12 protein-coding genes are annotated in these 14131 nt (G+C 39.1%); 3 read left to right on the forward strand and 9 right to left on the reverse strand.

Annotated features, from left to right (window positions below; genetic code table 11):
• Positions 1 to 432 precede the first annotated feature (432 nt).
• From MKY11_RS19270 to MKY11_RS19290, 5 genes are all read right to left on the reverse strand, one after another.
• On the reverse strand, positions 433 to 627 hold the full coding sequence (locus MKY11_RS19270) for a hypothetical protein (protein ID WP_236552355.1): 195 nt from the start codon (positions 625 to 627) through the stop codon (positions 433 to 435).
• A 317-nt stretch (positions 628 to 944) separates the two neighbouring features.
• Positions 945 to 1364, reverse strand: a complete 420-nt coding sequence (locus tag MKY11_RS19275; protein WP_216895359.1) for a hypothetical protein — start codon at positions 1362 to 1364, stop codon at positions 945 to 947.
• Between the two features lie 157 nt (positions 1365 to 1521).
• On the reverse strand, positions 1522 to 1884 hold the full coding sequence (locus MKY11_RS19280) for a hypothetical protein (RefSeq protein ID WP_035390066.1): 363 nt from the start codon (positions 1882 to 1884) through the stop codon (positions 1522 to 1524).
• Between the two features lie 30 nt (positions 1885 to 1914).
• Complete coding sequence (locus tag MKY11_RS19285) at positions 1915 to 3573, reverse strand: T7SS effector LXG polymorphic toxin (protein WP_274660572.1); 1659 nt, start codon at positions 3571 to 3573, stop codon at positions 1915 to 1917.
• A gap of 201 nt (positions 3574 to 3774) precedes the next feature.
• Positions 3775 to 4995 (reverse strand): TerD family protein, encoded by a 1221-nt coding sequence (locus MKY11_RS19290; RefSeq protein ID WP_096882101.1) that lies wholly within the window; start codon positions 4993 to 4995, stop codon positions 3775 to 3777.
• Positions 4996 to 5155: 160 nt separating this feature from the next.
• Here MKY11_RS19290 and MKY11_RS19295 point away from each other — a divergent pair, with 160 nt between their 5' ends.
• Positions 5156 to 5317 (forward strand): hypothetical protein, encoded by a 162-nt coding sequence (locus MKY11_RS19295; RefSeq protein ID WP_008347425.1) that lies wholly within the window; start codon positions 5156 to 5158, stop codon positions 5315 to 5317.
• Positions 5318 to 5368: 51 nt separating this feature from the next.
• On the opposite strand, the gene bglA is transcribed toward MKY11_RS19295, so the two are convergent.
• Both bglA and MKY11_RS19305 read right to left on the reverse strand, forming a co-directional pair.
• Positions 5369 to 6808: a 6-phospho-beta-glucosidase BglA gene (bglA, locus tag MKY11_RS19300; protein WP_024718493.1), complete on the reverse strand. Its 1440-nt coding sequence runs from the start codon at positions 6806 to 6808 to the stop codon at positions 5369 to 5371.
• A gap of 9 nt (positions 6809 to 6817) precedes the next feature.
• Positions 6818 to 8716: a beta-glucoside-specific PTS transporter subunit IIABC gene (locus MKY11_RS19305; RefSeq protein ID WP_274660435.1), complete on the reverse strand. Its 1899-nt coding sequence runs from the start codon at positions 8714 to 8716 to the stop codon at positions 6818 to 6820.
• A gap of 154 nt (positions 8717 to 8870) precedes the next feature.
• On the opposite strand from MKY11_RS19305, the gene MKY11_RS19310 reads away from it, so the two are divergent.
• A complete protein-coding gene (locus MKY11_RS19310) occupies positions 8871 to 9581 on the forward strand; it encodes a GntR family transcriptional regulator (protein ID WP_017359955.1) in 711 nt (236 codons plus the stop codon).
• Positions 9582 to 9630: 49 nt separating this feature from the next.
• On the opposite strand, the gene MKY11_RS19315 is transcribed toward MKY11_RS19310, so the two are convergent.
• The gene (locus MKY11_RS19315) at positions 9631 to 10641 is read right to left on the reverse strand and encodes a hypothetical protein (RefSeq protein WP_342501705.1); all 1011 of its coding nucleotides are present in this window, start codon (positions 10639 to 10641) and stop codon (positions 9631 to 9633) included.
• A gap of 119 nt (positions 10642 to 10760) precedes the next feature.
• Positions 10761 to 12944: an Ig-like domain-containing protein gene (locus MKY11_RS19320; protein WP_342501706.1), complete on the reverse strand. Its 2184-nt coding sequence runs from the start codon at positions 12942 to 12944 to the stop codon at positions 10761 to 10763.
• A gap of 253 nt (positions 12945 to 13197) precedes the next feature.
• Here MKY11_RS19320 and MKY11_RS19325 point away from each other — a divergent pair, with 253 nt between their 5' ends.
• Entirely contained in the window at positions 13198 to 14094 is an 897-nt protein-coding gene (locus MKY11_RS19325; RefSeq protein WP_342501707.1) for a PhzF family phenazine biosynthesis protein, read from the forward strand.
• Positions 14095 to 14131 lie beyond the last annotated feature (37 nt).

Consider the following 14131-nt stretch of genomic DNA (forward strand, 5'->3'; position numbering starts at 1 on the left):
AAACAACTCATCATTTCATACAGCTTACATGCCCTTCATTTATCAAGCATCTCTTCAAATTTTCACTAGCTCTTATTTTATATGAATGTGAAAGGTAATGATAGTGAATTGCTTAAATTTGAGGGAAATGGTGATAGAAAAAATCCCTCTAAACTCACATCCCCCAAAGACTAAACTCATAAAAATATTCTTTACGCTCTATGCATCATCCAAAATGAAAATCCTCGGCTATTAAAATGAAATCTCCGTATCCACTTGAGAATTTGATGGGCTCAAGAAGTTTCGTTAAATGATGAAACACTTCATCTACATTCATCAAGAGCGATTCAATTTCATGATCTCAGAAAAACAGCAATCTCCCTTGTTTAGGAGTCGCTATCACCCTTAAGGCTATTTTCGTTAACGTTGTGTAGGCTTTTCTATATGCTCTAGTTAGTTGTCTCCATGTATTTGACTTTTATGTTCTCTTGATTGCAGGAAAGTTAATACCTTCTGACAAAACAAATGATTTTCTTTGATCTCTAAAAAAGGGGGTTCTGGAATTTTCATATAGCTTAATTCGTTTATTAAGTGCTTTCTTCTGCTTTTTTTTAAGGTTTCGATTTTAGTTTTTCCTTTATTATTCATAGGAGCACCTCCACAAGGCGTAAACATTGCTCTCTAGACATCTCCCCCTTGAAAATTCCACCAGGCTACACGGTGGAATGAACTGATTTCCAGATCAAAATTTCTGGATATAAATCTAGGAAATCAAGATAAATGGGGACTCTGTATAATTAAATGTACGTAATAATGAATCTTATGTTTGTTTAAAATCCGAATAAATACATTCCTACTTACTCTATTTACAATGTGACATTTTTCATCAGTGTAAATTAAATAATCTTGATCAGTTTAAAACCAATCAAGATCTTATTTCATCATTAAATTTCAGCAATAACAGACTAATTTGAATGTATTTTTGAAATGAAGTCTTGAAGAACTGTCTTTGCTGGTAGGTTTGCAGTAGTAGTCAACATTTGATTTATACGTTCTGTAATCTGAGGATGTTTCAGTACTATTTTTGTACCCTCTTCAATAGGATAACTTCGTAATGTATCAATACAAATCTCAAATAATTCAACATCATTAGTATTCAGCAAATCCAATAAAATATGAAACTCATATTCATTGCACTCATTATCGAGACAGTACGCAATTTTCCGCTGCCACTCTATTGGTTTATGGAGTACCTTTTTTGATAGTTTTTCCCAATCGTTTAGGCTAAAATACGAGAGTATCTCACTTACTAGTATATACCCTTCATCGTACCAAGAATCTACCGTTGTATCAGCGGATAAAAGTTTATCCAGTTCTATATACATTTTTAATGCTCCAATTATGGTTCCACATATTTTTCTTTTTAAGCATTGTTTGGTTTTTATTCATTATAAGACCACCACCATCAAGCATGTACTGCTCTTAGAAACGGCAAAACAGAGGAGTACTAGCTTTATTAACCTCGTAGAAATACATACAGTTTTATTTCCACCAGTTAGATGTAATTTCTTTTAAATGAAATTCTATAAAATCTATCACTTTGCTATAGTCATCAGAGCTAAACTCCTGAATAGGATTGTCCCAATCTGTATTTTTAACTATTAGAACAAGATAGTTGCCATCTGAAGATAAATCGGGATACCAACCTAAGTCCAATGTTATTGATGATTTCTCATGATAAAGCTGTAACAAACTTTCAGTGAACATAAACCATCTTTCATCTTCTGTTTCTAACTTTCTAGGGTCAATTTCCCAAAAATGATTATAACGGACATTCCAACCTTCAGTTATCCTCAAGGGATGGATGTTTACTTCCGGAATATCAAGTTTCACATGCTTTCTCATCTTTATCCAACCTCTTTGTTAATTTTATAGTTATTTTATTCCTAATTTGTTTAAATACTTATTTAATCTATCACCAGCTATTGGATGACCGTGATACACATTACCACTCGTTAGTTCTCCTCTAATCCAACTAGTAGATTTTCCATTATCATAACCAACAACTTTACCAGTATCATAAATGAAGTAAAAATTATTATTGCCATTATCAATGATATGTCCTCTTTGAAGAGCTTCTTTTTCTATCACTTTATTATTTATTTCAGGTAGGTATTGAGCATTTCGTCTTCCGGTTTCACTAAAACGTTTCGCTTCTTCAGCAGTTCTAGCCTTTAAATGCTTATTATCATGATGAGAATATACTGCGCTATTTATCTTTATTCTAAAATCTTTTCTACCATAATAACTTTTATGAGCAATTTCATCATGCCTTTTTGAAATATTAGGTATACCTGAACTCTTTACACCCATCTTTCCATGAAATCCTTTCGCCCCAAATGGCAAAAGCATCCCCAGCGCCGCATTCATACTTGCTTCCTGTTGTTCTTTCGAGACTTTATTTCCAAACATATCTCGACCCGTAATCGCTTCGCTGAAGCCGTTTGTTGCGGTGAGGCCATATAAGCCTTTTTGTGATGTTTTCAACGCATCGAAAGACTTCTGTGATGTCTTGTAAATGTCGACTGCTCTGACTGCGGCAGACGTGGCTTGAGTCGTTTTATAGACGGCTTTTCCGCCTTTGAAAATACGTCCTGCCCAGCCGACGATTGGGATATATCCTGCGGCTGCCATGCCGCCTGCGGCGACTCGCTGGCCTGCGGTGAGTTCTTCACCTGTGATCGGATCGACACCTGTTGCGGCACGTTTTGCATCGTTCACGCCTGTCAGCTCATTAACGATATTCCCACCGTAATCAAGGGCTTTTTCATACCAAGGACGGTTGGCTAGCGCTTCTTGTTCCTTTGCGATCTTGCGGGCTTCTTCTTGATCTTTTTTGATTTTTAGATATTCAGAAGTTTGCTTCTCAATATCGCTTTTTGCCTTGTAGATTTCGCTATTTTGATACGCTTTCTTGTCAAAATTCATAGGCAAAATGGATTTTCCGTCATTTGTCGCATTCATCATTTCTGCGTACAATGCCATTGTAGCCTTCTCCTCAGTCTCTGACAAAGCATATTCATCTTTTAGATTTTGATCAAGTTCTATTAAATCTTTAACCGTTTTCTTCCGTTCATCTTCCGCATCTGCAATCTTTTCGTCAAAGGTTTTACTATCAAATACCTCCAGAGAAATGAGGTCATCAATATCTTGAAAAATCGTTTTGAGTGCCTTTTTTTGATCCTTCACGATGTTTTTGGCATTCTTGATTCCCATATGTACAGCGTTGTCTAAAAAGTGTTCTTCTACAAAGGTGTCGCCGCCAAAATTTGTATCATCAAGTGTCCCAGAAACACCTTCATGAAAGGCTTTTTGTTTATCAATGAAGCTAATAAACATGTCCACATTTCCGGCGAGTTCTTTGTAGAAGCTTTTAATGTTATCGGCACCTTTTCCAGTGAAGTCGTCACCGAGGTTGGCAACACCTTGTAATGCCTTTTTTAAATCTATCATTTGTTCGCGGAGTTCCTGATAGTGTTTTGCCCTTGTATCTATGGCACTGGTTAGTGCTTTTGCATCAAGTATCTTGCCCAGATTAAGCCACTCCCTCCATTATTGATCATAAAGTCTATTTTACCGTGACCTCCAAAACGGAAAAATAGGCTAAATGACATAAAAAATGGAATGGACTCTTTATTCAATTTACCCTCTCATTTGGATAAACGAGTTTATCCATTGTAGGGATATAGAAAAGGCCAGACAGTTCATTATACTCTGTCTGGCCACATGTTCACGTTACTTATAGTCATTGATTGGTCCTTTATCCATCAAAACATCGATCTCATTTGAATATTTCATTTTTAACTTCGGTCTACGCTCAGAGTTTGGTTTACTGTAAAGCTCTAGTGGACGGATGATCACGCCATCATTTGTGTTTTGAAGTATACCTGGAACACAAGAATAAATTCGATCATTGTCATTTGCATGTTTCGCGTGAATCGTGACAGACGTTCCTTGATGATTATCGATACTCATAGACACTCTATATCTATAGAAAGAACCTGTTCCATTTGATTGAGCAGAGTAAACAACGGGTACCACCGCAAGGATATCATCATTTAACCTTAGTTTAATGACTTCTGTTTTCATTGATTCACGATCTCTACCGACATCTCCCATATGCTCAACAGCCCCGTTACCGTAACTTTTGAGAGCGGGAACACCTTTTGCGCCAAACATGGCCACATCTATTTGTTTTCCTGACTTCGTATAGACCAATGCGTAAATATCATAATCGGTGCCAGACTCCCAAGATACTGTAGCCGTAATCTCTGGTGTTTTTTCAATGATGATCGGTTTATGACCTTTGTCTAAACTAATTTTACCTTGAACTTTCTCTAAGCTAATAGGTGCAGCGGCTGTTTTCATTGGAGCAGGCTCATTAATTTGTTTTTCAGAAACCATTGGAGGAGGTGTAGAAACATCCTGTTCATCAGGTTCAACCTCAACCCCATAAAGCTTGCATAGCCCTTCCAATCCAGAATCGAAGCCACGCCAGATGGATCGTGCTTTCGTTTCACTATTTCTTATGTATAGCTCTACTACGACAATACCCTTTTCATTTGTAAAGCTTACTGGTGTTAGGTATAGCACCTCATCACCTGTTCGAATTTCTGCTTGCAGATTCTTCACATGAGAAAAGCCGATTCCTCGATCCTCTGTTAGTGTAATAGCCATCTTTGTGATTCCGACAGGCACTTTGCTCATATCAAAATTCAATTGATGTCTTTTCAACTGATCTGATATCTCTGCTGGTAAAAGTGTTGCGACACCCGTAGTACTCTCCGGCTGATTGTAAAAAATAATGCCATTATCTCCTTGAACTAGATTTGAATCTGTTAAGAGAAACGCCGTTAAAGAAATATCAATTGCAGATGACACTTCATAACTGATGGATAATTGCCCCTTTGGAGAGTTTAGTACGGTATTGGCACCCATTTGCAGAGTTTGATTCATTTCAACAACTCCTATTCTTTATCTACCATTTATCGTTTTTATAGACCAATTATACCAAATAGTGCAATAGAACCTATTAATATCTTTCTCTCTTTTCATCTCTGCAATGATATGAGACAATGCCACCTAAAAACAAACTACTCTCGAAAGGAGAATCAATGTGTATAAAAAAATCATCCCAGCTGTTACAGTGATATTCGGTTTTTGGATTCTTCTTCAATTAGCATTTAGTATCAATGTCTTCCACAATCCAATGAATTATTTTATTGTGATCACTCTCTTTTTTCTTTGTATTCAGGCTACATTGAAGCATAGGAAATAAAAAAACCCGAACAAGCGAATCCCACGCTCATCCGGGCCAGTCATTTCTTTATTACACTTCTTCACCATTCGTTGCGATGACGTTTTGATACCAAGTAAACGAATCTTTTTTAAGACGATTCATTGAACCATTACCTTCGTTATCGCGGTCAACATAAATCATGCCGTAGCGTTTTTTCATTTCACCGGTTGTGAATGACACGATATCAATGATGCCCCAAGGTGTGTAGCCGATGAGGTCCACACCGTCATATTCAACCGCTTTTTTCAGTGCTTGAATATGAGAAGCGAGATATTGAATTCGCTCTGGGTCATGAATAGAGCCGTCTTCTTCCACTTGATCAATGGCACCAAAGCCATTTTCCACAATGAATAGCGGGATTTGATAGCGATCGTAAAAACGATTCAATGTATATCTTAAGCCTGTCGGATCAATGGACCAGCCCCAGTCGCTTGATTTGATATACGGATTTTCTACACCATGTGGCAGTGCTCCATTGACAATGTCTCCGTTGTGATCAGATACTGCATCGCTTTTGACCGTTGTTGACATGTAGTAGCTAAAGCCAAGGTAATCTACTTTTCCTTTTCTTAAACTTTCTTCATCGCCTTCTTCAAATGGAATATGATAGCCTTCGCGCTCAAATTCTTTTAACGCGTAGCTTGGATAGTAGCCACGCACTTGGACATCTGGGAAGAAATAGCGCTGTCTCATATATTCTTCTGCCAGCATGACATCCTCTGGGTTTGAGGAATATGGATAAATTGGCACGTGGGACACCATCGCTCCAATTTGAAAGGACGGATTGATCTCTTTTCCTTTTGCCACTGCCCATGCACTTGCAAGCAATTCATGGTGGCCCGCTTGATACATGACTTCTTTGGCATTTTCGCCTTCTTTGACAGATACCCCTGAATTTGTCCAAAGGAACAACGGGTTGTTGACGTCCATTTTGTTATTGATTTCATTAAATGTCATCCAGTACGTGACCTTGTCCTTGTAACGATTGAAGCATACTTCCGCGAATTTCGCGAAATATTCAGCGACTTTTCTGCTTCGGAATCCGCCGTATTCTCTTGCCAGATGAAGGGGCATTTCAAAGTGAGACAACGTAATGACAGGCTCGATTCCATGTTTAATCAGTTCATCAAACACATCATCATAAAACTGTAAGCCTGCTTCATTCGGCTCTTCTTCATCCCCTTTAGGGAAAATTCGGCTCCAGCCGATCGATGTTCGCAAGCATTTTAATCCCATTTCAGCAAACATGGCGATATCTTCTTTGTAACGATGGTAGAAATCAATGGCTTCATGGTTTGGATAAAAAGTTCCTTCTTCTATCGTTTCCGTGATCTGTCTTGGGACACCATGAGCACCTGCTGTCATCACATCTACAACACTCGGCCCTTTGCCAGCTGCATTCCATCCACCTTCGAATTGATGAGCGGCTAATGCCCCGCCCCATAAGAAATCTTTTGGTAAAGTCATTATCTATTCCTCCTATTTCACAATTGTCATCATCACGTCAGTTGGCTGACATGTCGAACGTTTCTCTACAATCACATCTTCGTATGCTTGGGTATTGGTAATGATAACAGGTGTGATTGTTTGTAATCCTTTGCTTTCAATTGCTTCCTGATCAAATGTCATCAACAAGTCACCCTTTTTCACCTTGTCGCCTTCTTTGATATTGAGTGTAAATGCCGATCCATCTAGAGAGACCGTATCAATTCCTACATGAACAAGTAACTCTACACCAAATTCAGAACGCAGACCAATCGCATGTTTTGTTGGTGCAAGCATGACGACACTGCCGTCAAACGGTGCAAACAGTTTGTTATCGGTCGGATGAATGGCAAAGCCTTTCCCCATCGCCCCAGAGCTAAATACGGCATCTGGCACTTTAGATAACGAAAGCATTTTTCCTGTAAGTGGAGCCGTGATCATTTCTTCATTGTTCATAGAAGTATTTGTCGTTTCTCCGTCTTGATCTTTAACAGGTGTTTCACCAGCTGACTGTTCTACCGTATCTTCTCCATATCCGAACATTTGAATAAGCACAACTGGTAAAATGAGCGCAATGGCCACACCAATCAAAATACCAATGATAGACGTTGGATAATCTGCACTGATTCCGTTCACAATGGTCAGCGGGCCAGGCAGTCCTGCATATGCAAAGTAATAAGGCGTAAAGAAGCTGGCCACAACGGCACCGACCGCTCCAGAAATACACCCGAAAATAAACGGCTTTTTAAAACGTAAGGTGACACCGTAAATCGCAGGCTCCGTAATACCGAAAAGTCCTGTGATTCCAGCTGAAACCCCAACTTTCCGTGTTTCCCGATTTCTTGCTTTTAAAATAACTCCCAGCACCGCACCGACTTGAGCGATAACAGCGATGGTTTGATATGCCTGAAAGGAGTCACGTCCATATTGTTCAAAGTTCGCAAGTACCATTGGCGTGATGCCCCAGTGAACACCGAAAATCACGAGGACTTGCCAGAAACCACCGATAATGGCACCTGCCAGAGCTGGTACATTTTCAGCTAAGACATTGTATCCGTTTGCAATTCCATTTGCACCTGCTGTCGAAAGAGGACCGATTAATAGAATGGTTAACGGAACCATGACGACCATACATAAAAATGGGACAAATAGCGGTTTGACGACCTCATGAATTCGTTTGTTTAAGAATTTTTCTACATAGGAAAGAATCCATACTAAGAAAAGCGGTGGCAAGACGGATGATGTATAAACCGTTTCAGATAACGCAATCCCTAAAAAGGTCACACCTTCCCCTGATGCTACACGTCCAGCAATCTCTGTCCAAGAAGGACTGACAAGCGCTGCTGTACAAGCAACCGCAATATACATATTCGTTTTGAAATGCTTGGCTGCAGTTATCGCAATAAAAATGGGCAAGAACGTAAACGGTGCCCAAGAAATAAAGCTAAACACTTCATAAGTGCCTGTTTTCGAGAAGCTTGGAAATATCAAATTTATTAAGATAAGTGCACCTTGCAAAATACCAGCTGCGGCTAAAATATACACAAATGGCGCAAACACAGCGGACATGGTCGCAATGACCCGATTCAGTATCGTTCCTTTGTTTTCATTCGGCTGGTCATCATCCGACGTTTGGAGCTGAACAAGGTTGGAAAAATGCTCATATACCTCACCTACATGCTGACCGATCACAACCTGAAACTGACCACCGTTTTCCACCACTGTAATGACGCCAGGCATGGCGTTGACTGCTTCTTTTGCCTTTGGATTAGAACGCTTCAGCACCAAACGCAGCCTCGTGGCGCATCTTGCGGCACTCACCACATTTTCTTCTCCGCCAACTGCTTCTAAGATGTCTTCTGCAAGCTTTTGATAATCCCTCACTTTTGACATATAAACCCCCCTTTATCACTACTAGTATATGCACATTATAATTATACCGGTACAATTTATCAATACATATATAATTTGAGTTTGCATATCAAAGAGAAATCGAGATGTGCTATAATACAAAGACAATAAATCGTGAAAACAAAGAGGAATGGCTATGTTAAAGTATCAACAAATTGCGAGCGATATTGAAAAATATATTGTCACACATGAGCTGCAGCAAGGAGACAAACTCCCTGTGCTTGAGACGCTCATGAATCAATTTGCTGTGAGCAAAAGTACAATTATCAAATCATTAGATTTACTCGAAAGAAAAGGGATTGTCTATCAGGTGAGGGGCAGCGGCATCTTTGTGAGAAGGCATAGGCGCAAAGGCTATATTAGCCTATTATCCAACCAAGGGTTTAAAAAAGATTTAGAGGAATTTCAACTGACATCAGAAGTTCTCACGTTAGATACCGTCAAACCGCCAGAAGAAGCTGCGCTGAATTTAAACATTGAACCAGATGAGGATGTTTTCTACCTTAAACGCATTCGTTACATCAATGGACAAACTTTATGTTTAGAAGAGTCCTATTACCGGAAAACCATTATTCCTTACCTCAACACAGAAATTGCAGCCGATTCTGTATTTAAATTCATTAGTGAAGGCCTTGGTCTTAAAGTGGGCTTTTCTGACATGTACCTGCAAGTTGGCAAACTAAACGAAACTGAAGCGAAGCATCTCGGACTTAAACAAGACGATCCTGCCCTCCGCGTTGAGACCGTTTTCCATCTCACAAACGGACAGCCCTTCGACTTCTCGAAAATCACGTATAACTACATGCAATCCCAATTTTTTATTCAGGCGAATAATTATTATGGGTGATGAAAGGAAAAAGCCCCTCATTTTTGAGGAGCTTTTTTTAATGCTGGCATCATTTGTAGTAGTTATAGTCATTGAATGTTGCGATCATATCTTCTTGTGTCCCTTTTTTCCCGCGATTCGTATTAAAATATAACGTTCCGTCATCGAAATCAACAGCTTCTATCTCAAAAAGAGTAAATGCACTGCTCGTTATTCGGAAAGATAGGTCATTTCTAGTAAACAACTCTTTTGAAAAATCTTTTGTTGTTGTTCCCTTTTGCTCTTTGATCATTTGGTTGATATTTAACGGATACGTGAGAATAACACTCACATTAGAAGCCCCTCCGTTGGTATCTGGCTTAGATAAAGGGACATATAATGTTCCTTGGTAAAAAGAAATTCCTTGAAGAATGTACTTCGAAACATCTACCACTGATTGATTGATCACTGCTTTTGTATAATTTAATGTAAATGTGGCCTCATACTCAAATTTTCCTGTTTGATCATTAAAATCTCCAATGAAAAAGCGATTGCCAGACCTCACAATAAATTTGTCTGCTCCAACAGAATACGTGATGCCGCTAACTGATAAATTCGTTCCCTGGTACTGAAGGACATAGGCTTTAGACACTTTGTATGTACTTTTTTTCGTGTTCACTTGTAGCTTCACGATCTTTTTTACATACTTGACACCATCGGTCATAGGGGCTACATAAATACTAACTTGATCATCTCCTTTTTGGGCTTTGACAGCTAAGTCATTGGCATGTCCTAAATCATAGCTAGTACTATTCGTGTCAGAGTTTTTAAGAAGCTTCACTGTTCTATTACTTGTCGAGCTGTTCATTTTAATAGAGTACAATTGTGTCAGCTGGGTTGAAGTATTTATTTTTGCAGCATAAATCATGTTATTGTTACGGTCGACACACATTCCTTGCATAGAGGTGTAGAATCCAGAGCCTGACATTCCAGTATACGTTGTATATGTGTTGAAATAACCGGATTGAGCTTGAACACTAGAAGACCACATACTGCAACAAAAGATAATAGCCGTTAGGACGACATATTTTATTTTTTTCAAGATTGGCACCATCCTATGATTAGAGTTATTTCAAAAATACGATCTGAACATAAAATCGTCACCCATAAAACGAATGACGATTGTTATAGAAATGAAGTGTTACAAATTATTGGGAAAATCTACTTCTCAGCCTTAAACGACTTTACCGTCTTACTACTCTCTGACATGCCTTTTCTTGTAACCGTGACGTAAATCTTTCCGCCCTTAGCGCCTAGTTGTTTGATGGTCACCTTCACAACCTTACCTTTAGAAACCGTTGACTGACCAATTAATTTTCCAGATTGGTTATAGATTTTAACAAGATCCTGTTTCGCTAATTGACTAACGGTGATCACGTCATTTTTCTTCTTGTTGTTGACGATGTTAATTTGGTTGCCTTTTAATGCAGAAGTTGGCTCACCTTTAAAAGAAACAGCCTGTTTGCCGCTTTCCAACATCTTGTCACTGCTTCGTGTAACAAATACTTTGCCGCTCTTATCCCCAACTTGTTTGACGTACAATTTGATGGATGAACTGTTCGCCGGTTTTGATGTGGCAAGTAATTTACCGTTTGTTGAGTAGACTTTGATGACGTCTTTTTTCTTGATCTTGCTCACTGTAATGACGTCATTTTTATTTTTAAAATTATTGATTTTGATCTGGCTGACTTTTAGAGCGTCTGATTTTTCACCCTGATAGCGAATTGGTACTCGATTTCCCTCTTTTAGACCAGGCTCTTTCATGCTGATATAAAGCGTTCCACTTGTTTGACCCAATTGTTTCATGGAAATCGTCATGTTCGAGCTTGATGCAGTTTGCTGAGCAATCGCTGTTCCACCAGAAGCTTGTTTAAAGATTTTGATGACGGATTGTTTTTTGATTCCTTTTATCGTCACTGTATCGTTTTTCCCTTTATTGTTCGTCACCTTCACTTGAGATGCTGCAAGAGGAGATGTGAAGATTTTTTTGACGGTTACAGCAGGCAGGGAGACCTGTCTATTTCCACTTAGCAACGTGATCGTCACTTTAGATCCCTGTCTTAATTTTCCCGTTTTTAATTTGAAGTTTTTGCCTGGCGTAATGGCAAATGGTCCATATTTCTTTTTCGTGGAACTTGTGCTGAGCTTGGACATCGCTTTAATTGTGTTATTCGATGAATCAGATTGCACTTCTACAACAGCTTTATCCCCAAAAGTACTGATACCATTAATGGTATCACTTGAGTCATCGATTTCTTCCACAAATACTTTCTGTACATCTTCTTGAGATTGATTTGCTTCAGTCGGGTTATCAGCCATGAACGATTTTACGGTCATTAAGTCGCCACCGATTAGCTTTGAAACAGGAACTTCATAAAACCCTTTAGCGTCTGTCTGACCTTCTCCAATGATTTGGCCCTCTCCATTTAGAATATGGACGATACTTTCTGGAGTTGCGGTTCCACTAATTGATGTTGATAGCTGGGTAAATGGGTTGATTGTTGGAGCCGTCGATTTGATACGAAAAAATCTTTCATTCAAAACATTGTCATATGCTGGTTCCATGACTTGTAATTTATTTTGGTCTAAGAGCTTTAGGATATCTTTGTCTACACTAAATTCAAAATTTCCATCTCCATCTGCTGTCACCGATTGATTAATGACACCAGATTTCTCGTTTTTAAAGACGATCTTTGCGTAAGGGATTCCCGTTTGGCCTTTCACTGATTTAGACCATTTTGTCGTAGGAATAAGTGAGATTTTATTAGGGTTAACAATTTTTTTGTAAATGTCGATATTGCTTCCAGTCGTCATTTTCACTGTTAGGAATGTGCCTGCATTTAGGACAGGAAGCTTTAAATGAATGGCATCATTAAATGTTCCTGAGGCAATCACTTTACCATCTTTCATGACCTCTACTTTTGTGTTCTTCACAGTTTTCCCAGTTAGCTCCTGAGAAGTATCATATATCGGATCTAATGAGGTAAACGATTCCTTGAAAATATACACTTTGTTTGAAGAAAGCTTTGTCCCATTTTGGTCATACGTATCTAACTCCACCGTTTGGCCTGAACTAAAGTTCTGAGAAAACAACTTAAAGTTTCCGTTACTATCTGCTTTTGCGTAGTGCATATATCTAGATTTCCAGTTACTCGGAACGCCCCAATCTACGAAAGCAACGATTGCGTTTGGCGCTGTTTTACCCGTCAGATAATTATCACCATATTGATAACGATCAACTGTTGTTATTGTTCCACCCTCTGCGGCACTCACATTTTCTTGTATATGAAAACTCAACATCATCATACAAAGAATAGAAGCTACTACTTTCAGGACTATTTTCATAAATATATCCTCTCTTTTCCTATTAATGTGTTTATATACAAATATTATACATTTTAACCAATATAGGTACAAGGTTTAATGTTGAGCCTAAAGACTTATATAAAATCGATATTCATAGATATAGAGAGTGATGTCGATCGATTTTTCATTTTGCATGAATCATACAAATTCATCACATCAAAAAGATTCATTTTACGAATGCATCCTACACACTTATGATGAACATAACAACATGTTTAGGAGGATTCGTCAGATGGAAGATATTAGGGTGTATCATGTCGATGCGTTTACAACTGAGAAATTTGGAGGTAATGCTGCTGGGGTGGTGTTGGATGGGGAATGGTTAACGGAGGATGAGATGCAGAATATCGCCAAGGAGTTGAACTTACCCGAGTCCGTTTTCTTGCTGCCGGCACATGATGAGAAAGCCGATTATCGAGTGAAATATTTCACTCCAACGGAAGAGGTCAATTTCTGCGGGCATGCGACGGTTGGGTTGACTTGGCTTTTAGCGACGGAGCTAGGGATGGCTAAAGAAAAATCAGGGGTGGTGTTAGACACAAAGATCGGCCATGTTCCCGTTGTATGGCACGAAGAGAATGGTAAAGTTGTGGATGTGGAGATGACACAGGTCACGCCAAAGACGCGAGATTTTATCATCGATGTAGAAGAGCTTAGTGACATGCTCGGTATAAGCAGTGACAGGATTGATCCATCCTATCCTATAAAATTAGCAAACACCGGAAACTGGCATCTTCTGGTTCCGCTGAAACACCAGCATGACATTGATCAAGCAGCACCAAACTTAGCAGCTTTAGGAAAAATGAATAAAGAGCAGGATATCACAACGACTCATCTTTATACGTTTCAATCCACAAAGGACTGTGATCTTTATACAAGGGATTTTGCACCTGGCATTGGTATACCCGAAGATCCTGTAACGGGAGCAGCCAACGGGGCATTGGCCGGATATCTTTATTTGGAAGGGATCATTCCTCAGCAAGAAACCACTCATCTGCGTATTGCCCAAGGTGATGCAATCGGCAGACCAGGATTGCTTCGTATCACGGTCATTCCGAATGAAGCAAAGCCGGTCATTAAAGTAGCTGGTGCAGCGATTATTACCATTCGTGGGGTGATCACGCTATAAATTGATCAGCTTGAATAGAGACTCTCGTTCAAGCTGA

The organism is Bacillus sp. FSL W7-1085 (assembly GCF_038595035.1).
Taxonomy (GTDB): Bacteria; Bacillota; Bacilli; order Bacillales; family Bacillaceae; genus Bacillus; species Bacillus altitudinis.

Bases quoted from the DNA above. Each gene is read 5' to 3' on its own strand.
- MKY11_RS19310 (WP_017359955.1), top strand. From the start codon at position 8,871: ATGTTAAAGTATCAACAAATTGCGAGCGATATTGAAAAATATATTGTC.
- MKY11_RS19270 (WP_236552355.1), bottom strand. From the start codon at position 627: ATGAATAATAAAGGAAAAACTAAAATCGAAACCTTAAAAAAAAGCAGA.
- MKY11_RS19305 (WP_274660435.1), bottom strand. From the start codon at position 8,716: ATGTCAAAAGTGAGGGATTATCAAAAGCTTGCAGAAGACATCTTAGAA.
- MKY11_RS19325 (WP_342501707.1), top strand. From the start codon at position 13,198: ATGGAAGATATTAGGGTGTATCATGTCGATGCGTTTACAACTGAGAAA.
- MKY11_RS19280 (WP_035390066.1), bottom strand. From the start codon at position 1,884: ATGAGAAAGCATGTGAAACTTGATATTCCGGAAGTAAACATCCATCCC.
- MKY11_RS19275 (WP_216895359.1), bottom strand. From the start codon at position 1,364: ATGTATATAGAACTGGATAAACTTTTATCCGCTGATACAACGGTAGAT.
- MKY11_RS19290 (WP_096882101.1), bottom strand. From the start codon at position 4,995: ATGAATCAAACTCTGCAAATGGGTGCCAATACCGTACTAAACTCTCCA.
- MKY11_RS19320 (WP_342501706.1), bottom strand. From the start codon at position 12,944: ATGAAAATAGTCCTGAAAGTAGTAGCTTCTATTCTTTGTATGATGATG.